This is a genomic window from Streptomyces sp. NPDC087300 (assembly GCF_044744425.1).
In the GTDB taxonomy this organism is placed as follows: Bacteria; Actinomycetota; Actinomycetes; order Streptomycetales; family Streptomycetaceae; genus Streptomyces.
The window spans coordinates 999,650-1,023,574 of record NZ_JBIUYI010000001.1; the positions used below are offsets into that span (position 1 = coordinate 999,650).

At 70.8% G+C, this 23,925-nt stretch carries 22 protein-coding genes; 5 read left to right on the forward strand and 17 right to left on the reverse strand.

The genetic code is table 11. The features are described from left to right. Positions 1 to 48: 48 nt before the first annotated feature. Positions 49 to 738, reverse strand: a complete 690-nt coding sequence (locus ACIO9J_RS04135) for a TetR/AcrR family transcriptional regulator (protein ID WP_401992132.1) — start codon at positions 736 to 738, stop codon at positions 49 to 51. 94 nt (positions 739 to 832) lie between these two features. Between ACIO9J_RS04135 and ACIO9J_RS04140 the strand changes: the two genes are divergently transcribed. Further along, positions 833 to 2,332 (forward strand): MFS transporter, encoded by a 1,500-nt coding sequence (locus tag ACIO9J_RS04140; RefSeq protein WP_401992135.1) that lies wholly within the window; start codon positions 833 to 835, stop codon positions 2,330 to 2,332. An 18-nt stretch (positions 2,333 to 2,350) separates the two neighbouring features. Here ACIO9J_RS04140 and ACIO9J_RS04145 read toward each other — a convergent pair whose 3' ends face one another. From ACIO9J_RS04145 to ACIO9J_RS04155, 3 genes are read right to left on the reverse strand one after another with little or no spacing between them, the layout of a single operon-like run. Beyond that, positions 2,351 to 3,280: a carbohydrate ABC transporter permease gene (locus ACIO9J_RS04145; RefSeq protein WP_401992137.1), complete on the reverse strand. Its 930-nt coding sequence runs from the start codon at positions 3,278 to 3,280 to the stop codon at positions 2,351 to 2,353. Then, positions 3,277 to 4,209 carry a carbohydrate ABC transporter permease gene (locus ACIO9J_RS04150; RefSeq protein ID WP_401992140.1) on the reverse strand — a complete coding sequence of 311 codons (933 nt, stop codon included), beginning with the start codon at positions 4,207 to 4,209 and terminating at the stop codon, positions 3,277 to 3,279. Before ACIO9J_RS04150 ends, ACIO9J_RS04145 begins: the two co-directional genes overlap by 4 nt. 2 nt (positions 4,210 to 4,211) lie before the next feature. Further along, a complete protein-coding gene (locus tag ACIO9J_RS04155) occupies positions 4,212 to 5,480 on the reverse strand; it encodes an ABC transporter substrate-binding protein (protein WP_401992143.1) in 1,269 nt (422 codons plus the stop codon). A 267-nt stretch (positions 5,481 to 5,747) separates the two neighbouring features. On the opposite strand from ACIO9J_RS04155, the gene ACIO9J_RS04160 reads away from it, so the two are divergent. Further along, on the forward strand, positions 5,748 to 7,832 hold the full coding sequence (locus tag ACIO9J_RS04160; protein ID WP_401992146.1) for an NPCBM/NEW2 domain-containing protein: 2,085 nt from the start codon (positions 5,748 to 5,750) through the stop codon (positions 7,830 to 7,832). 208 nt (positions 7,833 to 8,040) lie between these two features. Here the strand turns inward: ACIO9J_RS04160 and ACIO9J_RS04165 are convergent, their stop codons facing one another. Continuing rightward, positions 8,041 to 9,003, reverse strand: coding sequence for an ROK family protein (locus ACIO9J_RS04165; RefSeq protein ID WP_401992149.1), 963 nt, complete (start codon positions 9,001 to 9,003; stop codon positions 8,041 to 8,043). Between the two features lie 116 nt (positions 9,004 to 9,119). Here ACIO9J_RS04165 and ACIO9J_RS04170 point away from each other — a divergent pair, with 116 nt between their 5' ends. Then, positions 9,120 to 10,184 (forward strand): LacI family DNA-binding transcriptional regulator, encoded by a 1,065-nt coding sequence (locus ACIO9J_RS04170; protein ID WP_401993055.1) that lies wholly within the window; start codon positions 9,120 to 9,122, stop codon positions 10,182 to 10,184. A 39-nt stretch (positions 10,185 to 10,223) separates the two neighbouring features. Here the strand turns inward: ACIO9J_RS04170 and ACIO9J_RS04175 are convergent, their stop codons facing one another. The 3 genes from ACIO9J_RS04175 to ACIO9J_RS04185 all read right to left on the reverse strand — a co-directional run bounded on the left by ACIO9J_RS04175 (position 10,224) and on the right by ACIO9J_RS04185 (position 13,941). Continuing rightward, entirely contained in the window at positions 10,224 to 10,718 is a 495-nt protein-coding gene (locus ACIO9J_RS04175; protein WP_401992152.1) for a hypothetical protein, read from the reverse strand. 28 nt (positions 10,719 to 10,746) lie between these two features. Next, entirely contained in the window at positions 10,747 to 12,573 is a 1,827-nt protein-coding gene (locus ACIO9J_RS04180) for a serine/threonine-protein kinase (protein WP_401992155.1), read from the reverse strand. 75 nt (positions 12,574 to 12,648) lie between these two features. Beyond that, positions 12,649 to 13,941, reverse strand: coding sequence for a DUF6986 family protein (locus tag ACIO9J_RS04185; RefSeq protein WP_401992158.1), 1,293 nt, complete (start codon positions 13,939 to 13,941; stop codon positions 12,649 to 12,651). Between the two features lie 248 nt (positions 13,942 to 14,189). Between ACIO9J_RS04185 and ACIO9J_RS04190 the strand changes: the two genes are divergently transcribed. Then, positions 14,190 to 15,014 (forward strand): endonuclease/exonuclease/phosphatase family protein, encoded by an 825-nt coding sequence (locus ACIO9J_RS04190; RefSeq protein WP_401992161.1) that lies wholly within the window; start codon positions 14,190 to 14,192, stop codon positions 15,012 to 15,014. Positions 15,015 to 15,074: 60 nt separating this feature from the next. Here ACIO9J_RS04190 and ACIO9J_RS04195 read toward each other — a convergent pair whose 3' ends face one another. From ACIO9J_RS04195 to ACIO9J_RS04210, 4 genes are all read right to left on the reverse strand, one after another. Then, positions 15,075 to 16,037 carry an electron transfer flavoprotein subunit alpha/FixB family protein gene (locus tag ACIO9J_RS04195; protein WP_401992164.1) on the reverse strand — a complete coding sequence of 321 codons (963 nt, stop codon included), beginning with the start codon at positions 16,035 to 16,037 and terminating at the stop codon, positions 15,075 to 15,077. 57 nt (positions 16,038 to 16,094) lie between these two features. Further along, a complete protein-coding gene (locus ACIO9J_RS04200; protein ID WP_401992167.1) occupies positions 16,095 to 16,880 on the reverse strand; it encodes an electron transfer flavoprotein subunit beta/FixA family protein in 786 nt (261 codons plus the stop codon). 232 nt (positions 16,881 to 17,112) lie between these two features. Then, positions 17,113 to 17,634, reverse strand: coding sequence for a flavin reductase family protein (locus ACIO9J_RS04205; RefSeq protein WP_401992170.1), 522 nt, complete (start codon positions 17,632 to 17,634; stop codon positions 17,113 to 17,115). A gap of 234 nt (positions 17,635 to 17,868) precedes the next feature. Then, positions 17,869 to 18,195: a TlpA family protein disulfide reductase gene (locus ACIO9J_RS04210; RefSeq protein ID WP_401992173.1), complete on the reverse strand. Its 327-nt coding sequence runs from the start codon at positions 18,193 to 18,195 to the stop codon at positions 17,869 to 17,871. 235 nt (positions 18,196 to 18,430) lie between these two features. Here ACIO9J_RS04210 and ACIO9J_RS04215 point away from each other — a divergent pair, with 235 nt between their 5' ends. Further along, complete coding sequence (locus ACIO9J_RS04215; RefSeq protein ID WP_401992176.1) at positions 18,431 to 19,168, forward strand: lysophospholipid acyltransferase family protein; 738 nt, start codon at positions 18,431 to 18,433, stop codon at positions 19,166 to 19,168. A gap of 33 nt (positions 19,169 to 19,201) precedes the next feature. On the opposite strand, the gene ACIO9J_RS04220 is transcribed toward ACIO9J_RS04215, so the two are convergent. The 5 genes from ACIO9J_RS04220 to ACIO9J_RS04240 all read right to left on the reverse strand — a co-directional run bounded on the left by ACIO9J_RS04220 (position 19,202) and on the right by ACIO9J_RS04240 (position 23,871). Then, positions 19,202 to 19,888: a B3/4 domain-containing protein gene (locus ACIO9J_RS04220; RefSeq protein WP_401992179.1), complete on the reverse strand. Its 687-nt coding sequence runs from the start codon at positions 19,886 to 19,888 to the stop codon at positions 19,202 to 19,204. A gap of 13 nt (positions 19,889 to 19,901) precedes the next feature. Further along, complete coding sequence (locus ACIO9J_RS04225) at positions 19,902 to 20,498, reverse strand: transglutaminase family protein (RefSeq protein WP_401992182.1); 597 nt, start codon at positions 20,496 to 20,498, stop codon at positions 19,902 to 19,904. 90 nt (positions 20,499 to 20,588) lie between these two features. After that, complete coding sequence (locus tag ACIO9J_RS04230; protein ID WP_401993058.1) at positions 20,589 to 21,659, reverse strand: threonine aldolase family protein; 1,071 nt, start codon at positions 21,657 to 21,659, stop codon at positions 20,589 to 20,591. 41 nt (positions 21,660 to 21,700) lie between these two features. After that, positions 21,701 to 22,441, reverse strand: a complete 741-nt coding sequence (locus ACIO9J_RS04235) for an SDR family NAD(P)-dependent oxidoreductase (RefSeq protein WP_401992185.1) — start codon at positions 22,439 to 22,441, stop codon at positions 21,701 to 21,703. Positions 22,442 to 22,467: 26 nt separating this feature from the next. Beyond that, positions 22,468 to 23,871: a DUF6421 family protein gene (locus ACIO9J_RS04240; protein WP_401992188.1), complete on the reverse strand. Its 1,404-nt coding sequence runs from the start codon at positions 23,869 to 23,871 to the stop codon at positions 22,468 to 22,470. Positions 23,872 to 23,925 lie beyond the last annotated feature (54 nt).

A 23,925-nucleotide genomic window follows, 5' to 3' on the forward strand; every position in this document is an offset into this window, starting at 1 on the left:
CGATCGCGGAGAGCTGACGGGAGCCGGGGTCCGAACGACCCGGCTGCGTCAGCCGGTGCGCAGCGGCCGCCGCCGCGGCTTCGCGCCGCCCGGCGCCGGTGGTTCGTGGCGACTCTGGTAGCGGCCGCGCCAACTCGGCGTCGCGGCGCCGCCCATGACCGTCATCACCACGTCGTGGGCGAGTGAGTCCGTGACGGGCAGGTGGCCGAAGAGCACCCGGTGGTACGTGGTGGCACCGAGCATGTCCAGGAGCAGGTCGATGTCGGCGTCGGCACGGATGTCGCCGCGCTCGATGCCGCGGCGCAGCGCCGCCTCGGTGGTCGCCCGCCGTGGATGGAAGATCGTCTCCGTGAACACGCGGTCCAGTGCGGGGTCGTCGGCGAGATCGGCCATGAGCGCGGGCAGCGTACGCCGCCCGAGGCGGCCGCCGAAGGCGCGGCTGAGGGTGTCGATCCCCTCGATCAGGTCGCAGTGCGTGCAGCCGGTGTCCGGCGTGGGCGCCGTGCCCACCGTCTCGGCGAGGGCCGCGATGACGAGGTGCTGCCGCGAGGGCCAACGGCGCCTGATCGCGGGCTTGGTCGTGCCCGCGCTCCGCGCCACCGCCTCCATGGTCAGGCCGGGATAGCCGACCTCCTCAAGGAGTTCCTGCGTCGCCGACAGGATCGCCTCGTCGAGCCGCGTGTCGCGCGGGCGTCCCGCGGGGCGGGGGGCACGGGACGCGGGATCGGGTGTTGCCATGCGAAGCAGTATAGGTAGCATGTGCTTTCGTTCCGGTCCGGATCGGAATGCAATGCGCGACCCCACCTTCACATGCCACCCGAGGAGCGTCACCTTGTCCGAGCAGGACGTGTCCGCGCAGGAGTCGACCGCGCAGGAGTCGACCGCCGATCGCGTGCGTACGAAGCCGGAGCCCGGGGGCTTAACCGGCACCGGCGACGGGACTGCCCCCGGGGCCGCCCCCGAGAGCGTGCTCAACGGCCGCTACGCCGCGCTGACTTGGGGCATCGTGCTCTCCGTCGGCCTGGTGGCCTTCGAGTCGATGGGCGTGGCCACCGTCCTGCCCGAGATCGCCGGACACCTCGGCGGCCTCGGCGCGTACGGCTGGGGCCTGTCCGCCCTGATGCTGGCCAACCTGATCGGCACGGTCGCGGCGGGCCGGGAAGCCGACCGGCGCGGCCCCGCGCGTCCGCTGGCCGTCGGCCTCGCCGTCTTCGCCGTCGGCTGCGCGGTCGCCGGGTCCGCGCCCAACTGGCCGCTCTTCCTCACCGGGCGCTTCCTCCAGGGCCTCGGCGTCGGCGCCGTGATGGCCCTCGCGTACACCGCCATCTCCCTGGCCTATCCGCAACACCTGCGGGCCCGCATGTTCGCGCTGGTCTCCGGCGCCTGGACGCTGCCTTCCCTCATCGGCCCGACCGTCGCGGCGGTCATCGCCGACAGGATCTCCTGGCGGGGCGTGTTCGTCCTGCTGCTCCCCCTCGTCGCGCTGGCGGCGGCCCTGGCGCTGGCGCCGCTGCGCCGTCTCGGCGGCCCCGAGCGGCAGCCGGTCAGGGCGGACGGCCCGTGGTGGGCCACGCCGGTCGCGCGCAGCGTGCTGCTCGCCGCTGGCACGGCCGTGTTCCTCACCGGGCTCGAACTCCGCACCGTCGCCCTGCTGATCCCGCTGGCCGCGGTCGGCGCCGTCGTCGCGATCGGTGCGCTGCGCTCGGTCACCCCTGCGGGCACGCTCACCGTGCGACGCGGGGTGCCGACGGGCGTGGTGCTGCGGTTCCTGCTGTGCGGCGCGTACTTCGGCAGCGAGGCGTTCCTGCCGCTCGGCCTGGTCGAGTTGCGGGAGTTGAGCGCCACGCAGGCCGGGCTCGGGCTCTCGGCGGGCGCGATCACCTGGGTGGCGGGCGCGGCCTGGCAGGGCAGGGCGGACAGCCGCTGGACGGGACGGTCGCGCGCGGTGCCGATCGCGGCGGGCTTCGCGGTGCTGCTCGTCGGCGTCGTCGTCATGGCGCTGGGCATCCTGGTCGACGCGACACCGGCTCTGACGGCCGTGGCGGGCTGGGCGATCGGCGGCGCGGGCATGGGCGTGGCCTTCAACGCGGCGACCACCGACGCCATGGAACAGGCGCCCGCCGACCGCCAGGGCGAGGCGAGCGGCTCGATGCAACTGGCCCAGACCCTCGCGGTCGCGGTCCTCAGCGGCCTGGGCGGCGCGGCGGTCGCCCTCTCCGACGCCTACGGCTCCTCGGTCTCGACGGCATTGACGGCGACGTTCACGCTGACGGGCGCGCTGGCGGCAGCCGGCGTGCTCGCGGCGCACCGGATCAGGCCGCGGACGCACTGAGCCGGCGGCCCTCCCTGCCTACCCCTTGCTCGCCCCCAACGTGAGCCCCGCGATGAAATGCCGCTGGAGCAGCAGGAAGACGAGGACGGTCGGCAGGGCCACCAGGACCGAGCCCGCGGCCAGCAAGTTGTAGTCCGTGAAGAATTGGCCGCGCAGGTTGTTCAGGGACGAGGTGATCGGGAGTTTGTCCGGGTTGGAGATGAAGATGAGGGCCCAGAGGAAGTCGTTGTAGATCCAGGTGAATTCGAGCGTCGCCAGGGCCGCGAGGGCCGGGCGGCAGAGGGGCAGGGTGATGCGCCAGAACTGGGTCCAGACGCCCGCGCCGTCCACGATCGCCGCCTCCAGGATCTCCTTGGGCAGCGTCCGCATGAAATTGGAGAGGACGAAGACGCAGAAGCCGATCTGGAAGCCGACGTTGACGAGGATGAGCGCCCAGAACGAGTCGTAGAGGGTGAGTGAGTCGGACATCCACCAGGGCAGCGGGATCTTCAGGAACAGCGCGTAGAGCGGGGTCACCAGGACCTGTGGGGGCAGCAGGTTTCCCGCGGTGAACAGCATCAGCAGGACCAGTCCGCCGCGAATCCGCACCCGTGAGACGGCGAAGGCGACGAACGACGCGAGGAACAGCGTCAGGAGCACCGCGGGGACGGCGATCAGCAGGGTGTTGGTGAAGTACTTCCCCATACCGGATTCGGTGTAGGCCTGGCGGTAGTAGTCGAAGGAGAGGTGCTCGGGCCAGGAGAAGTAGCCGTGTTCCGCGGTCTCCTCGTAAGGGCGCAGCGACGCGTAGACGGCGAGGAACAGCGGCGCGAGGAAGGCGAGGGAGACGGCGGACAGGAAGAGGGGGACGCCGAACCGTCCGCGGCGGCGCGGGGGTTGGGCACGTGGCGGCTCGGTGGGACGGGTGGACGCGCGGTCGGGAGACGCGGGACGCAGGTCTGCGGTCATCGGTCGCGCGCACCTCGCAGCTCTTGGACCAGGAACGTCACGATGAATCCCAGGGAGACGGTGAGCAGGACGACCGCGATGGCGGAACCGAATCCGATGCGGCTCGCCTCGCCGATGATGTTGTCGGTGATGAGGACGGAGAGGAGTTCCAGGCCGTTGCGGCCCTTGTTCACCGCGTACACGATGTCGAAGGCCCGGAGCGCTTCGATGACGGTGATGACGCCGACGATGACATTGACGGGTCGCAGCGTCGGAAAGACGACGCGGAAGAACGTCTGGCGGGTGTTCGCCCCGTCGATCGCGGCCGCTTCCTTCAGCGCGGGATCGACCGATTTGAGCCCGGCCAGATAGAGGATCATCACGTATCCCGTGTGCCGCCAGCTCGCCGCGATCATCATCATCCAGATGTTGAGATCGGAATCGCCGAGCCAGTCGATGGGGTCGTTCTGATTGCCGAGCGCGGTATTGATCACGCCCTGGTCCGTGCCGAGGAGCAGTTGCGCCATGAATCCGACGACGGCGAGCGAGAGCACCACCGGCATGTACAGCACGGACTGGTAGAAGCGGCTGAACCGTACGCCCCGGTCGATCAGGACGGCGAGCAGCAGTCCGAACGGCGTGGCCACGAGGCCGAGAAAGGCGATCCAGAGGAGATTGTGTCGGACGGCGGGCCAGAAGGCCGGATAGTTGTCGACGAGGCTTTCGTAGTTCTTTCCGCCCACCCAGTGAATGTCACCGATGCCGTCCCACGAGGTGAAGGACAGGCCGATGGAGGCGAGGGTCGGCCCCCACACGATGACGGCTTCGAGCAGGACGGGAATTCCCAGGAGTACGCCGAGGACGACGGTGTCGCAGCGCGTGAAACGCCGCGGGCCCCGTCGCCCGGCGCGTCCGGCGGCTTTCGACGGCACGGAACGCGGTCCCCTCATGGTCAGCCGACGGCCTGCGCGAAGATGTCCTTCTTCTGCCGCTCGATGCGGCCCACGAGCCCGTCGACGTCATTGGGGTCGTCGATGAAGTCCTGCAACGCCTTGATCATGACGGTCTGCGCGAAGTCGGGCCGGGTGTCCCTGTCCAGGAACTGCGAGATCTGCTTGGCCCCGGAGACCAGTTCGGCGGACTTCTTCTGCAGCGCGCTGTACTTGGAGGTGTCCGCCTTGTCGTTGACCGCGACGTTGTTCGGGTCGCCGGCCAGATAGACCTCTTCGGCACCGGGTGTTCCCAGCCATTTCAGGAGGTCTTTCCCCGCGTCGACGTTCTTGGCCTTCTTCGCGATCAGGAAACCGTCGATGGGTGCCTCCACGGCGTCCTGTCCGTGCGCGGGATCGATCTCGGGGAAGGCGAAGAAGTCGATGTCGTCCCGTTCGTCGGCCGGGAACTGCTGGCCCGGGTGCGGCATTCCGAAGACAGCCATGCCCGTCCGCCGCTTCTGCAGCCCCTGCCCCGCCTCCTCCCAGGTCCGGCCGAGCGCGCCCTTCTGGTAGTACGGCATGAGTTCGCGCCACAGGTCGAAGACCTTCTTGACCTTGTTGTCCGTCCAGGCTTCCTCGCCCGCCATCAGGCTCTTGTGGAAGTCGTATCCGTTGAGCCGCATGTTGATGTAGTCGAAGGTGCCCATGGCGGGCCAGCCGTCCTTGTCGCAGAAGGCGACCGGAATCCCGTCCTTGTGCATCTTCTTGGCGAGCGCGATGAACTCGTCCCAGGTCCTGGCCTGTTCGTACCCCTGTTTCTGGAAGAGACTCTTGCGGTGGAAGACGGCCCACGGATAGTAGTAGTACGGCACGAAGTACTGCTTGCCGTCGTGCGTGGACTGATCCTTCAGCGCCTGGGAGAAGCCACTGAAGCCCTTCCATACGTCGCTGATGTCGACCAGCAGGCCCTTCTCGGCGAAGTACTGCATGCGATAGCCGGCGAACCACATGAAGACGTCGTCCGGGGTGGCCCGCAGATAGCGCGTGATGTTCTGCTGGAATTCGTTGTGCTCTGTGGTGTGGACGTCGACGGTCTTGCCGGTCTTCTTCTTGTACGCGTCAAAGGCGTCCTGGAACGCCTTCTTCGGCACCGCGTCCGAGGAGTTGGAGCCCATCGAGACTTCGTTCTTCTTGCCGCCGGGCCCGTCGCCGCAGGCGCTGAGCAGCGCGGGGAGCGTGACCGCCCCGGCGCCGACGGCCGCACCACGCAGGAGATTCCGTCGGGACATCCGATGTCCTGTCATGCTCCGGGGCGCGACGGGACCGCTGAACGATGACTGTGCCATGTCCCCCTCCTCGGGGTGCAACCAAACACAACCGAACGCGAGGGTTGGATCTCACTCCCAAGAGGCACCGCCGTCAAGGGTTTTGGCGCCAGGCGGCCGAACCGTTACCGCTCCCCTTCCAACAGACTCCAACACGCCCTACCGTAAGCGCGCACGCATGACACGGACATGCAAACCCCCCATCTTTCGCGAGTACGGAGGAACGTAACGATGCGTCATCCCCCTTCCCGCACAACCCGCCGAAGAGTGGTCGGATCGTTCGCCACCGCACTGCTGTGTGCCGCGGGCCTCGCCGCGCCCGCGGCCGCCGCCGCGGACCCCGCGCCTTCGACCGGCTCCGCCGTCGCGCGCGCCGCCTCGGACCGACCGTCGGCCGACCCCGCGGCCGAGCTCGCCGACGGTCTCGCGCTCACCCCTCCCATGGGCTTCAACAACTGGAACTCCACCCACTGCCGTGCCGAGTTCGACGAGGCGATGGTCAAGGGGATCGCGGACATCTTCGTCGAGAAGGGCCTCAAGGCCGCCGGATACCAGTACGTCAATCTCGACGACTGCTGGGCGCTGCCCGCGCGCGACGCGAACGGCAAGTTGGTGCCCGACCCCAAGCGGTTCCCCAACGGGATCAAGGCAGTTGCCGACTACGTCCACTCCAAGGGCCTCAAGCTCGGCATCTACACCAGCGCGGGCACCAAGACCTGTAACCAGGCCGGCTTCCCCGGCGCGCTCGGCCATGAGCGCAGCGACGCGCAGCAGTTCGCCGACTGGGGCGTCGACTACCTCAAGTACGACAACTGCAACAACCAGGGTGTCGACGCCAAGCAGCGCTACATCGCGATGCGCGACGCGCTGAAGGCCGCCTCCGAGTCGGTCGGCAGGCCCATCGTCTACAGCATCTGCGAATGGGGCGAGAACAAGCCCTGGGAGTGGGCCGCCGACGTCGGCCAGCTGTGGCGCACCACCGGCGACATCAGCGACAGCTGGGGCTCGATGCTGTCGATCATGAAGCAGAACCTGCCACTCGCCAAGTACGCGGGTCCCGGCCACTGGAACGACCCCGACATGCTCGAGGTCGGCAACGGCGGCATGAGCGACACCGAGTACCGCACGCACTTCTCGATGTGGTCGATCATGGCCGCGCCGCTGCTCATCGGCTCCGATCTGCGCAAGGCGACCCCGGCGACCTTCGAGATCCTCGGCAACAAGGAAGTCATCGCCGTCGACCAGGACCCGCTGGGCAAGCAGGGCGAGGTCCTCTCCACGCAGAACGGCCGCTGGGTCGTCGCCAAGGAGATGAAGGACGGCAGCCGCGCCGTCGCCCTCTTCAACGAGACCGGCACCGCCCAGTCCATCTCCACCACCGCCAAGGCCGTCGGCCTGCCCGCCGCCGACGGGTACACGCTGCGCGACCTGTGGCAGCACAAGAGCTACAACACCGCGGGCGCCATCTCGGCGACCGTGCCCGCGCACGGCACCGTACTGCTGCGCGTGTCGGCGGACGGCAAGTGGGCCAAGAACCCGCCGGCCGTCGAACTCGGCGCGGACGCAGCCGCGTTGGTGGAAGCGGGCAAGCAGACCACACTCACCTCGAAGGTCACCGACCTCGGCCGCACCGCCGCCAAGAACGTGTCGGTCACGCTCACCGGACCCTCGGCCTGGCGCCTGAAGGCCACCTCGCCGACCACCGCGAAGTCGCTGCGCACCGGCGCGTCACTCGCCACGTCCTGGGCCGTCACCGCACCCGCGGGCACGGCCCCCGGCAAGTACGACCTGACGCTCAAAACCACCTACCGGTCGCCCCAAGGCGTCCGCGCCGAGAGCGTCCTGCCGCTGACCGCCGACGTGGTCGTCGCGCCGCCCGCGGGCAGTTCGGCCCTCGGCGACCTGCCGTGGATCACGGCACTCAACGGCTGGGGTCCCGTCGAACGCAACACCAGCAACGGCGAGAACGTCGGCGGTGACGGCAACCCGATCACCATCGGCGGCAAGGTGTACGCCAAGGGGCTCGGTGTCCACGCGGACAGCGCGGTGGAGTACTACACCGGCGGCACCTGCGAGAAGGTCACCGCGCAGGTCGGCCTGGACGACGAGAAGCTCCTCAAGGGCACGGTCGTCTTCGAGATCTGGGCGGACGGCAAGAAGGTGGCGAACACCGGGGTGCTCACCAACGCCATGCCCGCACAGGAACTGTCGGCCGACGTGACCGGCGCCCGACTGGTCCGCCTCGTCGTCACGGACGGCGGGGACGGCAACGACTCGGACCACGCGGACTGGGCGGACGCGACGCTGAGTTGCTGAGGAGGGACGCGTGGCGGATCGTGGCGGGGCACTGAGTCGCCGAAGCGAGACGCGTCGCGAATCGAGGCGGGGCGCTGAGTCACTGAGGCGCGGCGCACCGCGAATCGAGCTGGCCCACTGAGCCACTGAAGCGCGGCGCCGAGTCACTGAAGCGCGGCGGGCCGGACAAGCGCCACACCGCCCCGCCTCACCCCGCCCCCGACCCCGCCTACGCGGGCCGCAGTTCCACGGCCGCGCTCGGCCCACTGCCGCCGAGCGCGGCCGCTGCCGCGCCGACCAGGCCCGCGTCCGTGCCCATCAGGGCGGGGGCCACGGCGAGTTGACGTACGAAGGAGAGCGTGGCGTAGTCGCGCAGGGCGCGGCGCAGCGGGGTGAAGAGCACGTCGCCCGCCTTCGCCACTCCCCCGCCGATCACCGCGATGTCGATCTCGACGAGCGTCGCCGTGGCGGCGATGCCCGCGGCGAGCGCCTGGGCCGCGCGCTCGAACGAGGCGAGGGCCACCGGGTCACCCGCGCGCGCGGCGGTCGCCACCGCGGCCGCCGACGTGTCGCCGTCCGGTCCCGGCACCCAGCCGCCCTCGACGGCGCGGCGTGCGATGTTCGGGCCGCTCGCTATCCGCTCGACGCAGCCGCGCGCGCCGCACGGGCACGGGTCACCGTCGAGGTCCACGCTGATGTGGCCGATGTGGCCCGCGTTGCCCGTGGGGCCGGGGTGCAGTGCGCCGCCGAGGACCAGACCGCCGCCGACGCCCGTGGACACCACCATGCACAGCGCGTTGTCGTGGCCGCGGGCCGCGCCCTGCCAGTGTTCGGCGGCGGTCATCGCGACGCCGTCGCCGACCAGGGCGACGGGCAGGCCGCCGGTGACCGCGCGGACCCGGTCGACCAGCGGATAGCCGCGCCATCCGGGGATGTTGACGGGGCTGACCGTACCGGCGGACGCGTCCACGGGTCCCGCGCTGCCGATGCCCACCGTGCCGACCCGGCCCCAGAGTTGACTGGCCGTCAGCTCGCCGAGAACCTCCTCGACCGCCCGCATGACCGTGTCGCCGTGCTCGCGCGAGGGCGTCGGCCGCTGGGCACGCAGCACGATCCGGCCGTGGCCGTCCACCAGGGCTCCGGCGATCTTGGTGCCGCCGATGTCGAGTGCGGCGACGAGGTCCATGTGCATCTGTGTCGGGTCTCCTGGTGTATGGGCAGGCCGGAGAGTGCGATGGACAGTCTCTCTCGCATCTGACAACGTTGTCCAGGCTCTATGCTCGACGCCACATGCTCATGGACCACCTCATGGACGACAGGACAGGACAGCGCACCGTGGCCGAGACCGCCCGACGACCCGAAAACCGCTACGGCAACCGTCCGACCATGAAGGACGTCGCCGCGCGCGCGGGCGTGGGCCTCAAGACGGTCTCACGTGTCGTGAACGGAGAGCCAGGTGTCACGCCCGACACCGAACGCCGTGTGCAGGAAGCCATCGAGGCGTTGGGCTTCCGCCGCAACGACAGCGCGCGCGTGCTCCGCAAGGGCCGCACCGCCAGCATCGGCCTGGTGCTCGAAGACCTCGCCGACCCGTTCTACGGCCCGCTGAGCCGCGCCGTCGAGGAGGTCGCGCGGGCCCACGGCGCGCTCCTCATCAACGGGTCGAGTGCCGAAGACCCGGACCGCGAGCAGGAGTTGGTGCTCGCGCTGTGCGCCCGCAGGGTCGACGGGCTCGTGGTCATCCCCGCCGGTGACGACCACCGCTATCTGGAGCCGGAGATCGCCGCCGGGGTCGCCACGGTCTTCGTCGACCGGCCCGCCGGGAAGATCGACGCCGACGTCGTGCTCTCCGACAGCTTCGGCGGTGCGCGGGACGGCGTCGCCCACCTCATCGCACACGGCCACCGCCGCATCGGCTTCATCGGCGACCAGCCGCGCATCCACACCGCCATAGAGCGACTGCGGGGGTACCGGGCGGCGATGGAGGACGCGGACATCCCCGTCGACGAGGCGTGGGTGTCGCTCGGCGTCACCGATCCCGAGCGGGTCCGCGCCGCCGCCGAGGCGATGCTGACCGGCCCCGACCCGGTCACCGCGGTCTTCGCCGGCAACAACCGCGTGACCGTGACCGTCGTCCGCGTCCTCGCCGCGCTGGACAGGCCCGTGGCCCTGGTCGGCTTCGACGACATCGAGCTCGCGGATCTGCTCAACCCCGGCGTGACCGTCGTCGCGCAGGACGCGGCCCAGTTGGGCAGGACGGCGGCGGAGCGCCTCTTCCGCCAGCTCGACGGCGCCTCGGAGACGCCGCAGCGCATCGAGCTGCCGACGCGGCTCATCACGCGCGGCTCGGGGGAACTGCGGCCCGCGGACTGAACGCGCGGGCCGACCCGTCATCCGGGGCTCAGTCCTAACTCAGACCCAGAACACCACCGCGACCGCGATCAGCGTCCCCACGGCGATCGCCCCGCCGATGATGCCGAACACCTTCGCGACCTTCTGGCCGGTGGGCTTGAGTTCGCGCCAGCCGAGGCCCTGCGCCACGCTCCTGATCAGCCGGTGGCCCGCGGTGGAGGAGAAGCTCTGGCGTTCGGCGCCGTCCGGGGCGGCGCCGCCCGTGACCCAGTATCTGCTCCGGCCCGTCTCGACCGAGCGTTCGCGCAGCGGTCCTGGGCCCGTCGTCTCGGTGCGGACGATGTCCGTCATGACGAAGGTCAGCTCGCGGGGGTCCAACTCGACGCGGTAGGTGTGGACCTGGGTGGTGTAGCGGCTCGTCTTGGGGACGTCGGCGACCAGGTCGAAGCCGTGGTCCCTGTGCTGCATCCGGTAGTCCGTGGGCGCGGCCGTGCTCGCCGCGAGGACCCGGGCGCGGAACTCGTCCGTGTCGCCGGTGCGCTGGGCTCCGCTCATGAGGGCGCCCCTTTCCGTGTCCGTGAGGTCAGCAGGTCGGCAGGCCCGGCAGCGGCTTGTCGTTGTCGCCGCCGGTGATGTAGACGTCGCTGACGAAGACGTTCCTGTTGCCGCTGTCGTCGTCCGTCCTGGCCCACCAGACGTTCGTCCAGCGGCCGTACGTCTCGCGGCGGCCCAGGTTCTGCTGGCAGTAGAAGTAGTTGGTGCCCGCGTTCAGGCTGCCCGCCTCCGCTCCGGAGGCGGTGTAGGACTTCGCGGTGCGCCACACCGAGCAGTTGTACTTTCCGCCGCCCGCCGCGTGGCAGACCGGTGCGGGCGCGGAGCCGCCGTCGCCGCCCGAAGGGCCGCCGGTCGGCTTGGTGGTGGGGTCGGGGCCCTTCGACGGTGTGTCGCCGCCCTTGCCGCCGCCGTTCCCACCGTCCCGCTTTCCCTTCTCCTCGCCCGCGCCCTGGTTCCTGTCCTGCTTCCCCGCGTCGTCCCCGTCCTTGTCGGCGCCGGGCTTCGCGTCCGGCTTCCGGGGCTTCTCGTCGCCCTGCTTCGAGGGCTTTGAGCGCTCGGAACCGCCGCCGAGGGGGCCGTTGCTGTCGTCGTCGGCCCGGTCGACGCCACGGCTCTGGTCCCTGCTCGCCCCGGCCTGACCGGCGCTGTCGTCCTTGCCGTTGAGCAGGGCCACCGTCGTACCGGTCGCCGCGAGGACGACGGCCACGGCAGCGGCGGCGAGCCAGGCCCGCCCCTTGCGCCGGCGCCGCGTGGTGCGGGTCGCACCGAGGTCCACGGCGGGCGGCGCCTGAGGCGACGTGCGCGGCGCGTGGTGGGGCGTGGGGCCAGGCGCGGACGCGGGCACGGGTGCCGGGCCCTGCGGACTGCCGAAGTGCCCCTGCGCGGCAACCGGCGGCGGCCCGAACCCCGGCGGCGGGGCGCTCGAAATGCTGCGCTCCGTACGCTCGTACGGGCCGGGCGCCATCTCCCGCAGCGGCGCCGTACCCACGTCACCCGCGGACCGCGCCGCGACCTCGGCGAGCAGACCGCACGCCGCGGCCGCGTCGGGCCGCGCCTGCGGGTCCTTGTGCATCAGCTGCCGCAGTACGGGCGTCAGGGGGCCCGAACGGCGCGGCTCGGGCAGCGGGTCGACGACGATCGCGGTGAGCGTCGACCACGTCGACGTACGGCGGAAGGGGGAGTCGCCCTCGACCGCCGCGTACAGGGTGGCGCCGAGCGCCCAGACGTCGGACGCCGGTCCCGGGTCGTGGCCCTGGGCGCGCTCGGGCGCCAAGTAGTCCAGGGAGCCGATGAGTTCGCCGCTGCGGGTCAGGTGCGTCGCCGAGCCGTCGCCGGGGTCCTCCATGGTCGCGATGCCGAAGTCGGTGAGGACGACGCGGCCGCCGGTCTCCAGGAGGATGTTGCCGGGCTTCACGTCACGGTGCAGGACGCCCGCGCGGTGCGCGGCGGCCAGGGCCTCCATGACCTTGGCGCCGATGGCCGCTGCCTCGCGCGGGTCGAGGGTGCCGCGCTCGCGCAGCACGTCGTCCAGGGACGGGCCCTCGACGAGCTCCATGACGATGAGGGGGCGGCCGTCCTCGTCCGCCACGTCGTGCACGGCGACCACTCCCGGGTGGCGCACCCGGGCCGCCGCGCGCGCCTCGCGCTGCATCCGCAGCCGCAGATCGGCCAGTTCGCCACCGGCCGCGTCCGTGAACGTGCGCAGTTCCTTGACCGCCACCTCGCGGTGCAACACCTCGTCGACCGCGCGCCACACGACGCCCATGCCGCCGCGGCCGAGCTGCGCCACGACGCGATAGCGCCCGGCGAGCAGCCGTCCGGCCCCGCCCGTCTGTTCCTGATCCCCCGAAGACACCGCTGCCCCGTTCCTGCGACACCACGTTCCGTGGCGTACAGAGTACGGGGCAGCTGTGACAGCCAGTGGCCGGTGTTACTTGCCCGACACCGTGAGGTCGCCGCGGCGCGGTCCCGAGAAGCCCTGGAGGCGGGCCAGGGTCAGGCCGGTGAGCCGGGTGACCTCGCCGGCGTCGAGTGCGCCGCAGTCCAGGCCGCGCAGCAGATACCCGGCGAGCGCCTTGGCCGACGCCGGCTCGTCCGCCACGTCGCCGCCCTCGCGGTGGGAGGCGTACGCGGACAGGCGCGCGGCGGCCTGCTCGAAGCCCTCGCGGTAGAAGGCGAACACGGCGGCGTAGCGCGTGGGGATGTGGCCGGGGTGCATGTCCCAGCCCTGGTAGTAGGCGCGGGCCAGGGCGCGGCGCGTGAGGCCGTAGTGCAGCCGCCAGGCGTCGTGGACCTTCTCGGTGGCGCCGACGGGCAGGACGTTGGTGGAGCCGTCCGAGACGCGGACTCCGGTGCCCGCCGCGGCGACCTGCATGATCGCCTTGGCGTGGTCGGCGGCCGGGTGGTCGCTCGTCTGGTAGGCGGCGCTGACCCCGAGGCAGGCGCTGTAGTCGAAGGTGCCGTAGTGCAGTCCGGTGGCGCGGCCCTCGGCGGCCTGAATCATGCGGGCCACGGTGGCGGTGCCGTCGGTGGCGAGGATGGACTGGCTGGTCTCGATCTGGATCTCGAAGCCGATCCGGCCAGCCTCCAGGCCGCGCGCCTTCTCGAACTCCTCCAGGAGGCGCACCATCGCGGTGACCTGCTCGGGGTACGTCACCTTGGGCAGCGTCAGGACGAGCCCGTCGGGCAGGCCGCCCGCCTCCATGAGGCCGGACAGGAAGACGTCGAGGGTGCGGATGGCGCGGTCGCGCACCGCCTCCTCCATGCACTTCATGCGGATGCCCATGTAGGGGGCCGCGGTGCCGTTCTTGTAGGCCTCGGCGATCAGACGGGCCGCGCGGGCGGCGTCCTGGTCCTCGTCGGCGCCCTTGTAGCCGTCCTCGAAGTCGATGCGCAGGTCTTCGATCGGCTCACGCTCCAGCTTGGCCCGCACGCGCGTGTAGACGGCGTCCGCGAGGTCGTCGGCCAGGCCGAGGACCGCGGCGAAGGAGGCGGCGTCCGGGGCGTGCTCGTCGAGCATCGCGAGGGCCTTGTCGCCCCAGGTGCGGATCGTGCCGGCGTCGAACTGCTCACCTGGTACGTACACGGTGTGGACGGGCTGGCGGGTGCCGGGGTCGCCGGGGTAGCGGCGCTCGAGCTCCGCGTCCACCGGGGCGAGGGAAGCGCTGATGCCCTCGCTGACCGCACCGGCGAGGCTCGTTGCCACCTTCTCTTGCTGACCCATTCCTGCACCCTCCACACACTCGGTGTTGCTCGGTGTTTCCGCTTAACGATTCTTGCGTTTCCGCTTAACGGAATCGAGAATCCGTATGGTGAAGTTATCCGTCGACTTCCCGCCGGTCAACACCCGTCTCGACGCTCGACCGCTTCTTGACCGGTCTCCGACAATCGCCGTTCACGCCTGTCTCAGATCCCGCTTCCACACTTCGGTCCGCGCAGCCCATCCTGACGCCACCTACCGAAGGAGACCGCGTGGACACCACCCAGTCCGCCCCTCCCGCCAGCGCGGTAGAACGCCCCGGCCGCCGCCTGGAGGTCATGTCCTTCAACCTCCGCTACGCGGGCACCACCCCGCCGAACACCTGGGCGGAGCGCCGCCCGGTCACCCGCGAGCTGCTGCGCCGGGCGCGGCCGCACGTCATCGGCAGTCAGGAGGGGCTCTACCAGCAGGTGCGCGACATCGCGGCCGACCTCGGGCCGCACTACGACTGGATCGGCACGGGCCGCGCGGGCGGCAGCCGCAACGAGTTCGAGACCGTCTACTTCGACACCCGCAGGCTGTGGCCCGTCGAGTACGACCACTACTGGCTCTCGGACACCCCGGAGCTCATCGGCTCCAACACCTGGGGCGGCGGTTCGATCCGCATGGTCACCTGGGTGCGCTTCCGCGATCTGCGCACGGACGCCGAGCTGTACGTCCTCAACACCCACCTCGACGACTCCAGCCAGTACGCACGCGCGCGTGCCGCCGCCGTGATCGTCGAGCGCACCGGCCGCCTCGACCGGTCCCTGCCGCTCGTCGTGACGGGTGACTTCAACGTCGGCGCGCACAAGAACCCCGTCTACGACACCATGCTGGGCGCGGGCGTCGTCGACACCTGGGACGCCGCGGAACGGCGGAGCAAGGCGTACGCCACCTTCCACGGCTACCGGCCGCTGGTGCCGGACGGCGACCGCATCGACTGGATCCTGGCGAGTCCGGGGACCCGTGTGCACGAGGCGTCGATCAACACGTTCTCGCTGGACGGGCAGTTCCCGAGCGACCACCTGCCGGTGCAGGCGAGTCTGACCCTGTGACGCGCCGAGGCCCCCGCCCCCGCGCGCCGCGGGAACGAGGGCCTCGGACGGCCGACGGGCTCAGCCCTTGCGGGACTTGACCTCTTCGGTGAGCTGCGGGACGACCTCGAAGAGGTCGCCGACCACGCCGTAGTCGACCAGGTCGAAGATCGGGGCCTCGGCGTCCTTGTTGATGGCGACGATCGTCTTCGAGGTCTGCATGCCGGCCCGGTGCTGGATCGCGCCGGAGATGCCAGAGGCGATGTACAGCTGCGGGGAGACCGACTTGCCGGTCTGGCCGACCTGGTTGGAGTGCGGGTACCAGCCGGCGTCGACCGCGGCACGCGAGGCGCCGACGGCGGCACCGAGCGAGTCGGCGAGGTTCTCGATGACCGAGAAGTTCTCGGCGCCGTTCACGCCGCGGCCGCCGGAGACCACGATGGCGGCCTCGGTCAGCTCCGGGCGGCCGGTCGACTCGCGCGGGGTGCGGGCGACGACCTTGGTGCCGGTGGCCTTCTCCGAGAAGGTGACGGCGAGCGCCTCGACGGCACCGGCGGCCGGGGCGGCCTCCACGGCGGCCGAGTTCGGCTTGACCGTGATGACCGGGGTGCCGTTGGAGACACGGGACTTGGTGGTGTACGAGGCGGCGAACACGGCCTGCGTGGCCACCGGGCCCTCGTCGCCGGCCTCGATGTCGACGGCGTCCGTGATGATGCCGGACTTGATGCGGACCGCGAGGCGGGCCGCGATCTCCTTGCCCTCGGCGGAGGAGGGGACGAGCACGGCGGCCGGGGAAACGGCGTCGTACGCGGCCTGGAGCGCGTCCACCTTCGGTACGACGAGGTAGTCGGCGAACTCGGGGGCGTCGGCGGTGAGGACCTTGACCGCGCCGTGCTCGGCGAGCGTGGCGGCGGTGGCCTCGGCGCCGGCACCGAGGGCGACGGCGACGGGCTCGCCGACGCGGCGGGCCAGGGTCAGCAGCTCGAGGGTGGGCTTGCGGACGGCGCCGTCCACGTGGTCGACGTAGACGAGAACTTCAGCCATGGGACTTCAATCTCCTGCAAGTACGAAGAAGTTGGGCGGTTGAGGGGTGACCGGAGCTCAGATGAACTTCTGACCCGCGAGGAACTCGGCGAGCTGCTTGCCGCCCTCGCCCTCGTCCTTGACGATCGTGCCGGCCGTGCGGGCCGGACGCTCGGTGGCGGAGTCGACGGCGGTCCAGGCACCCTCGAGGCCGACCTCTTCGGCGTCGATGTCCAGGTCGTCCAGGTCGAGGGACTCCACCGGCTTCTTCTTGGCGGCCATGATGCCCTTGAACGACGGGTAACGGGCCTCGCCCGACTGGTCCGTCACGGACACGACGGCCGGCAGGGACGCCTCCAGCTGCTCGCTGGCGGTGTCGCCGTCACGGCGGCCCTTGACGACGCCGTCCGCGACGGAGACCTCGGAGAGCAGCGTGACCTGCGGGACGCCCAGGCGCTCCGCGAGGATCGCGGGCAGCACGCCCATGGTGCCGTCGGTGGAGGCCATACCGGCGATGACCAGGTCGTAACCGGTCTTCTCAATGGCCTTGGCGAGCACCAGCGAGGTGCCCATGACATCGGTGCCGTGCAGATCGTCGTCCTCGACGTGGACGGCCTTGTCGGCGCCCATGGAGAGCGCCTTGCGCAGCGCGTCCTTGGCGTCCTCGGGGCCGACGGTCAGCACGGTGATCTCCGCGTCGTCCGCCTCGTCGGCGATCTGCAGTGCCTGCTCGACGGCGTATTCGTCGAGCTCCGAAAGGAGGCCGTCGACGTCGTCGCGGTCGACGGTCAGGTCATCGGCGAAGTGCCGGTCGCCGGTGGCGTCGGGCACGTACTTCACACAGACAACGATCCTCAAGCTCACGCCGGCTCTCCTACTGCATCGTCTTTACTGGGCTGCTGCCTTGGCTTATGGCTACTGCCTTCTTGCAGGCAGCATAGGCGCCTGAAGCGGCGGATCCCGGTCGGGGCGGCCCCCGCTCCGACCGAAATATTACTCATGAGTACACCCAGTTCATTCCCCCTGAGCAAGCGCTTTGAACTGTGACCTTCCCAACGCTCCGTAATCGGCCCCGGGGGACGCCGGACGGGAACTCTCAGTCGCGCAGGGCGTTGAAGCGCCCCTGGTGGTACAGGAGCGGGCGGCCCTCGCCCGCGGGGTCGCCGTCGACGACCTCGGCGAGCACGATGCGGTGGTCGCCCGCGGGCACCCGGGCCACGATCCGGCAGACCAGCCAGGCGAGCGTGCCGTCCAGGACGGGGACGCCCTGGGGCCCTTCGTGCCAGCGGGTGGGCGCGCCGAAGCGGTCGGCTCCGCTCCGCGCGAACGTGCCGGCGAGGTCCTGCTGGTGCTCGCCGAGTATGTGCACGCCGACGTGGCCGGCCTCGGCGATCGCGGGCCAGCTGGAGGCGCCGGTGCCGATGCCGAACGAGATCATCGGGGGCTCGGCGGAGACCGAGGTGAGCGAGGTGGCGGTGAAGCCGACGGGGCGGGCGTCACGCGCCGCCGTGATCACGGCGACCCCGGCCGCGTGCCGCCGGAAGACCGAGCGGAGCAGATCGGGGTGGGAGGTGCCGGGAGCGGTCGATGCCGTCAGGGAGGCGGTCGATGCCGTCATGGAGTTGTCCTTCTGCCGGAGGTACGAGCGGATCCGTCGGTGCTCAGCAGTGCGGACAGCGCGCGCTGGCATGGCGCGCGAGATCCACATGGACGCGCTCGTACAGCAGAAGGTCCCGAGGCATGGAAGCAGGCTGGCGACAGGTGCCGCGTACAGTCAAGCCCATTCCGGGATATGAAAGATGCATCACGGGCGCCACCGCCCCCGACCTGCCACGACGGGCCGCCCCCCAGGTCACACGGCCTCCCCGAGAGCGGCGATCACGTCGGCTCTGCGGGGCTGCCCGGCCGCGCGGCGCACCTCGCGCCCCGCCGCGTCCAGGACGAGCACCATCGGCGTCCTGTCGACGCCCAGATCGCGCACGAGGGCCAGGCTCTCCTCCGCGTCGATCTCCACGTGGGCGACGCCGGGGACCATGCCCGCCACCTCGGCGAGGACCCTGCGGGTCGCGCGGCAGGGCTGGCAGAAGGCGCTGGAGAACTGCACGAGCGTCGCGCGCTCGCCGAGCGGCGCACCGATGTCCGCCGCCCCGACCCGCCGCCCGGTCTCGCTTTCCCGCACTCCAGCCTCCCGCCCCGGCATGCAGATCCATGCCCCGTTCCGTTCGCTCCCCAGTTCAGCGCACATGCACCCGCAAAGATTCCGACGTGACGAGAATCTCCCGCAATGGCGGCACCAAGGGTGGTCACTCGTCCGTTCTTGGGGCACGATCTGCGCAACGCCGAAAAACCTACGGCTGCGTAACCTCCCGCCGGGAGCCCCCTCCCCAGGCAGAAACGAAGGGCCCTCCCCACCCATGGCAGAGCTTGTCTACCGTCCGGTCATCGGTGCCGCGAGAACGCTGTTCAAGGCATGGGACCTGAAGATCGACTGCAAGGGGTCGGAGAACATCCCACGCTCCGGCGGTGCGGTCCTCGTCAGCAACCACATCAGCTACCTGGACTTCATCTTCGACGGCCTCGCCGCCCTGCCGCAGAAGCGTCTGGTGCGCTTCATGGCCAAGGAGTCGGTGTTCCGGCACAAGATCTCCGGACCGCTGATGCGCGGGATGAAGCACATCCCCGTCGACCGCACCCAGGGCGAGACGGCGTACGCGCACGCGCTCGACTCGCTGCGCTCCGGGGAGATCGTCGGGGTCTTCCCCGAGGCGACGATCTCGCAGTCCTTCACCCTGAAGACGTTCAAGTCGGGTGCCGCGCGGCTCGCGCAGGAGGCCGGGGTGCCGCTCATCCCGATGGCCCTGTGGGGCACGCAGCGGCTGTGGACGAAGGGGCACCCGCGCAACTTCAAGCGCAGCCACCTGCCGATCACGATCCGCGTGGGCGAGCCGGTCGAGGCGCCCACGGACCAGTACGCGGGCGCGATCACGCGGCGGCTGCGCGAGCGCTGCCAGGAACTCCTGGAGGCCGCCCAGCGCGCCTACCCGGTGCGCCCGAAGGGTGCGGACGACACGTGGTGGATGCCCGCGCACCTCGGTGGCACGGCGCCCACGCCCGCCGAGGTGAAGGCGGCGGAGGCGACGGAGGCGGGCTGAGGCCCTCCCCCGCGCCGTCGTGCCGCGGCCGGGCTACTCCGGCGCGCGGACGGTGATCCGCGCGCCGGGGCTGACCTTCTCCAGGAGCTCGGCCAGTTCGGCGCCCGCGGCCGCGAGCCCCGCTTCGGGGCCCATCCCCTCCAACAGGAAGATCGCGTTCACCGACTCCTCGGTGAGCCGGGTGCGCGGGCCCTGGCGCCAGTTCCAGCGCCGGCAGGTGACGCCCTCGTCGTCGCACCAGACGACCTCGCCCGCATCGGGGTGCTCGACGACCGTCTCCCCCGCCGCCGCGGTGACGAACTCCTCGTCGCCGGCGGCCCGCAGCAGTCGCATGCCGCCCTTGATGTGGTCCAGGTCCTCGCCGCCGACCGGGATCAGGTGGGCCACGCTGATCGCGTTGTAGAGGTCCACGAGGACGTTGATGCGCGGCAGGCCGCCGTCGGCGAGCGCCCGCTTGGCGAGCGCCTCCGCCGAGTTCCGGGTGCGGGAGGGCTTCGCGCCGAAGGCCGTGTAGGCGGCGCGCCAGGCGGCCATGTGCGGGTCCTCGTGCGGTGCGCGCCCGGCCAGGCGCCCGGCGAGCCGTCGCGCGGCGTCGTCGAGGAGGGCCGAAGTGGCTTCGGTGCTGGGGCCGTTGACGAGTCCGTGCGCCTCGATGGCGACATGGGTGAAGCCGGGCGCGAGGGCGCGGACCTCGTCGGTGACGGTCAGGTCGATGGTCATGGTCCGTCGTGCCTCACAGTTCTGAGGGGTAGATCTGCCAAAGGTGGAGCCGGTCCCGGGCTTCTTTGAGCACGCGGAGCACCACCGGACTCGGTTCAGCATATAGGACTGGGTAGTCCACTTCATTGGACTCGGGATCCACCGGCCAGGCAAGCCGCTCCTCGCCGAGGCGGAACTGGGCGTCGACGCCCTCCGGGACGTTGCCGCGCGGGTCCTGCCGGTGCCAGGCGCCGTCGAGCCGTACGGCGACGAGGCCGTGCAGGGAGTAGCCGCTGGTGTTGTCGTCCCGCAGCCGCTGGTAGCAGAACGCCGTCGGAATGTCCTCGGCGCGCAGCAGGGCGGCCAAGGCGTGCGACTTGGCGGTGCAGATGCCGGTGCGCTCCCGCAGGACGTCGGAGGCGCGCCAGGTGACCTCCATGCGGCCCGCGTCCTGGGAGTGCGTGACGGCGTCGCGCACGAACTCGAAGGCGGCGCGGGCGTACGCGTACGTGCCGGCGGACGACTTCGCGAGACCGGCCGCCGTCTCGCGGACCAGCGGGTGCCGGTGGTCGACGACGTCGTCGGCGGCCAAGTACGCCGACAGGTCGGGGTTCTCCTGGATCAGCTCCATGGCACGGGAGCCTAGGAATACGACCGACCGCGAGTCAATGCAATTGCGGTCGGTCGTATATCTATGCACGCGTTGGGGTGGTGGCGCGGGTCAGCGCGCCATTTCCTCCTTGAGGGCCGCGAGGAACCCGTCGACGTCCTCCTCGCGGGTGTCGAACGCGCACATCCAGCGGACGTCGCCCGCCGCCTCGTCCCAGAAGTAGAAGCGGTAGCGCTTCTGGAGGCGCTCGCTCACGTCGTGCGGCAGCCGGGCGAAGACGGCGTTGGCCTGCACCGGGTAGAGGATCTCCACGCCGTGCACCGAGCGGACGCCCTCCGCGAGGCGCTGTGCCATCTCGTTGGCGTGCCGGGCGTTGCGCAGCCACAGGTCCTTGGCGAGCAGCGCCTCCAACTGCACGGAGACGAAACGCATCTTGGAGGCGAGCTGCATGGACATCTTGCGCAGGTGCTTCATGTGGCGCACGGCGTCCTGGTTGATGACCACGACGGCCTCGCCGAACAGCGCGCCGTTCTTCGTGCCGCCGAGCGAGAGGATGTCGACGCCGACCGCGTTGGTGAACGTCCGCATGGGGACGTCGAGCGCGGCCGCCGCGTTGGATATCCGCGAGCCGTCCAGGTGCACCTTCATGCCGAGCTGGTGCGCGTGGTCGCAGATCGCGCGGATCTCGTCGGGCGTGTAGAGCGTGCCCAGTTCGGTGTTCTGCGCGATCGAGACGACCTGCGGCATCGCCCGGTGCTCGTCGTCCCAGCCGAACGCCTGCTTGTCGATCAGCTCGGGGGTGAGCTTGCCGTCGGGGGTGGGCACCGTGAGCAGCTTGAGGCCGGCCATCCGCTCGGGGGCGCCGCCCTCGTCGACGTTGATGTGCGCGGACTCGGCGCAGATCACCGCGCCCCAGCGGTCGGCGACCGCCTGGAGCGCGACGACGTTGGCGCCGGTGCCGTTGAACACCGGGAACGCCTCGGCCGTCGCGCCGAAGTGGCCGCGGATGACCTGCTGGAGGTTGGCCGTGTAGTCGTCCTCGCCGTACGCGATCTGGTGACCGCCGTTGGCCAGGGCCAGGGCGGCGAGGACCTCCGGGTGCGCCCCGGCGTAGTTGTCGCTCGCGAAGCCCCGTACGTCCGGGTCGTGATGGCGCCTGGCGTCGGTCTTCGGCGGGTTCACCGCGGTCCGCGGCGCGTGCGCCGCGTCTCCGTCGCGAGCGGTCACGGCTTCTCGGTCAGCCACAGGCGGTTTCCGTTCACTTCCGCGGCGGGCCGCTCCCAGACGCCCGCGATGGCCTCGGCCAGCTCGTTGACGTCGGTGAAGCCCGCGAACTTCGCGTTGGGCCGCTCCGCGCGCATCGCGTCGTGCACCAACGCCTTGACCACCAGGATCGCAGCCGCCGCGCGCGGGCCCTCGTCGCCCCCCGCCTTGCGGAAGGCGTCCGCGAGGGCGAGCGTCCAGGCCTCGGCGGCCGCCTTGGACGCGGCGTACGCGGCGTTGCCCGCGGTGGGCTTGGAGGCGCCCGCCGCGCTGATCAGGAGGTAGCGGCCGCGGTCGCTGCGGCGCAGGCCGTCCTCGAAGGCGAGGGTGGTGTGCTGAACGGTGCGGATCAGCAGGTTCTCCAGGAAGTCCCAGTCCGCGAGGTCGGTCTCGGCGAAGTTCTTGCTGCCGCGCCAGCCGCCGACGAGGTGCACCAGGCCGTCGATCCTGCCGAACTCCTTCTCCGTGCGCGTCGCCCACTCGCGGGCCGCTTCGAGGTCGAGGAGGTCGACCGTGTCGCCGACGACGGTGGCCCCGCCGTGCGCGTACCGCGCCGCGTCCACGGCTTCCGCCAGGCGCGCCGCGTCGGCGTCGGACGCCACGACCGTGGCGCCCGCCTCCGCCAGCCTGAGCAGCGTGGCCCGGCCCGCGGGTCCGGCCGCTCCGGCGACCGCGATCACGGCTCCATCGAGTACGGACATCTTCCTCGCCTCCTCCTGGCGGCCGCTCACGCGGCGGCCTTCTCGGCGCCCGTGGAAGCGGTGATCCCCTTGGTGGAGGCGATCACGTGCTTCAGCTTCTTGGAGAGCGCCTCATAGAACATGCTGAGCGGAAACTCGTCCGGAAGCACCTCGTCCACCAGTTTGCGCGGCGGCAGGGAGGTGTCCAGGGCCTCCGGACCCTTGGCCCAGCGGGAGCCCGGGTGCGGGGCGAGGTACTGCGACACCAGGTCGTAGGCGGCGAACCAGTGGACCAGCTTCGGGCGGTCGATGCCGGCCCGGTAGAGGTCCTCGATCTCGGCGCACAGCTGGTTGGTGACCCGCGGGGCGCGCTCCCAGTCGATGGTGAGCTTGTTGTCCGTCCAGCGGACCACGTCGTGCTTGTGGAGGTAGGCGAAGAGGAGCTGGCCGCCGAGCCCGTCGTAGTTCTTGACGCGGTCACCGGTGACCGGGAAGCGGAACATCCGGTCGAACAGGACGGCGTACTGCACGTCGCGGGCCTGCGGGACGCCCTCGTCCGCCAGCTTCACGGCCTCCTTGAAGGCGGTGAGGTCGCAGCGCAGCTCTTCGAGGCCGTACATCCAGAACGGCTGGCGCTGCTTGATCATGAAGGGGTCGAAGGGCAGGTCGCCGTGGCTGTGGGTGCGGTCGTGGACCATGTCCCACAGGACGAACGCCTGCTGGCAGCGGTCCTGGTCGCCGACCATCGCGCGGATGTCGTCGGGCAGTTCGAGCCCGAGGAGGTCCACGGAGGCCTCGGTGACCCGGCGGAAGCGGGCCGCCTCGCGGTCGCAGAAGATGCCGCCCCAGGAGAAGCGCTCGGGGGCCTCGCGCACGGCGATGGTCTCGGGGAACAGGACCGCGGAGTTCGTGTCGTACCCGGCGGTGAAGTCCTCGAAGGTGATGCCGCAGAACAGCGGGTTGTCGTAGCGCGTGCGCTCCAGCTCGGCCAGCCAGTCGGGCCAGACCATGCGCAGCACGACCGCTTCGAGATTGCGGTCGGGGTTGCCGTTCTGCGTGTACATGGGGAAGACGACCAAGTGCTGCAGGCCGTCCTCGCGGTGCGCCGCGGGCTGGAAGGCGAGCAGCGAGTCCAGGAAGTCCGGCACCTGGAAGCCGCCGTCGGACCAGCGGCGCAGGTCGGCGGCGAGCGCCTGGTGGTAGGCGGCGTCGTGCGGGAGCAGCGGGGCGAGCTGCTCGACCGCCGATATGACGCGGTCCACGGCGAGTTCGGCCACGGCCTTGGCCGGGGCGCCCTCCGCGGCGAAGTCGATCGACCCGTCCTGGGACTGCCAGGGCCTGATCTCCTCCACGGCGTCCTTGAGCACCGGCCACGCCGGGTGGTCCACCACCCGCCCAACAGCGGAAGGAACCGCACCCTCCGTACCCGAACGCACAAGAATTTCCGTCATGACCCACCTTCCACGGGAGAACCTCGCGTATGAACACCGTATGCATGCGAGGTT

What these genes read in the sequence shown, in the direction of transcription:
- ACIO9J_RS04135 (WP_401992132.1), bottom strand. Translation starts at nt 738, where the DNA reads ATGGCAACACCCGATCCCGCGTCCCGTGCCCCCCGCCCCGCGGGACGC.
- ACIO9J_RS04145 (WP_401992137.1), bottom strand. Translation starts at nt 3,280, where the DNA reads ATGACCGCAGACCTGCGTCCCGCGTCTCCCGACCGCGCGTCCACCCGT.
- ACIO9J_RS04150 (WP_401992140.1), bottom strand. Translation starts at nt 4,209, where the DNA reads ATGAGGGGACCGCGTTCCGTGCCGTCGAAAGCCGCCGGACGCGCCGGG.
- ACIO9J_RS04155 (WP_401992143.1), bottom strand. Translation starts at nt 5,480, where the DNA reads ATGTCCCGACGGAATCTCCTGCGTGGTGCGGCCGTCGGCGCCGGGGCG.
- ACIO9J_RS04160 (WP_401992146.1), top strand. Translation starts at nt 5,748, where the DNA reads ATGCGTCATCCCCCTTCCCGCACAACCCGCCGAAGAGTGGTCGGATCG.
- ACIO9J_RS04165 (WP_401992149.1), bottom strand. Translation starts at nt 9,003, where the DNA reads ATGCACATGGACCTCGTCGCCGCACTCGACATCGGCGGCACCAAGATC.
- ACIO9J_RS04170 (WP_401993055.1), top strand. Translation starts at nt 9,120, where the DNA reads ATGGACGACAGGACAGGACAGCGCACCGTGGCCGAGACCGCCCGACGA.
- ACIO9J_RS04175 (WP_401992152.1), bottom strand. Translation starts at nt 10,718, where the DNA reads ATGAGCGGAGCCCAGCGCACCGGCGACACGGACGAGTTCCGCGCCCGG.
- ACIO9J_RS04185 (WP_401992158.1), bottom strand. Translation starts at nt 13,941, where the DNA reads ATGGGTCAGCAAGAGAAGGTGGCAACGAGCCTCGCCGGTGCGGTCAGC.
- ACIO9J_RS04195 (WP_401992164.1), bottom strand. Translation starts at nt 16,037, where the DNA reads ATGGCTGAAGTTCTCGTCTACGTCGACCACGTGGACGGCGCCGTCCGC.
- ACIO9J_RS04205 (WP_401992170.1), bottom strand. Translation starts at nt 17,634, where the DNA reads ATGACGGCATCGACCGCCTCCCTGACGGCATCGACCGCTCCCGGCACC.
- ACIO9J_RS04215 (WP_401992176.1), top strand. Translation starts at nt 18,431, where the DNA reads ATGGCAGAGCTTGTCTACCGTCCGGTCATCGGTGCCGCGAGAACGCTG.
- ACIO9J_RS04220 (WP_401992179.1), bottom strand. Translation starts at nt 19,888, where the DNA reads ATGACCATCGACCTGACCGTCACCGACGAGGTCCGCGCCCTCGCGCCC.
- ACIO9J_RS04225 (WP_401992182.1), bottom strand. Translation starts at nt 20,498, where the DNA reads ATGGAGCTGATCCAGGAGAACCCCGACCTGTCGGCGTACTTGGCCGCC.
- ACIO9J_RS04235 (WP_401992185.1), bottom strand. Translation starts at nt 22,441, where the DNA reads ATGTCCGTACTCGATGGAGCCGTGATCGCGGTCGCCGGAGCGGCCGGA.
- ACIO9J_RS04240 (WP_401992188.1), bottom strand. Translation starts at nt 23,871, where the DNA reads ATGACGGAAATTCTTGTGCGTTCGGGTACGGAGGGTGCGGTTCCTTCC.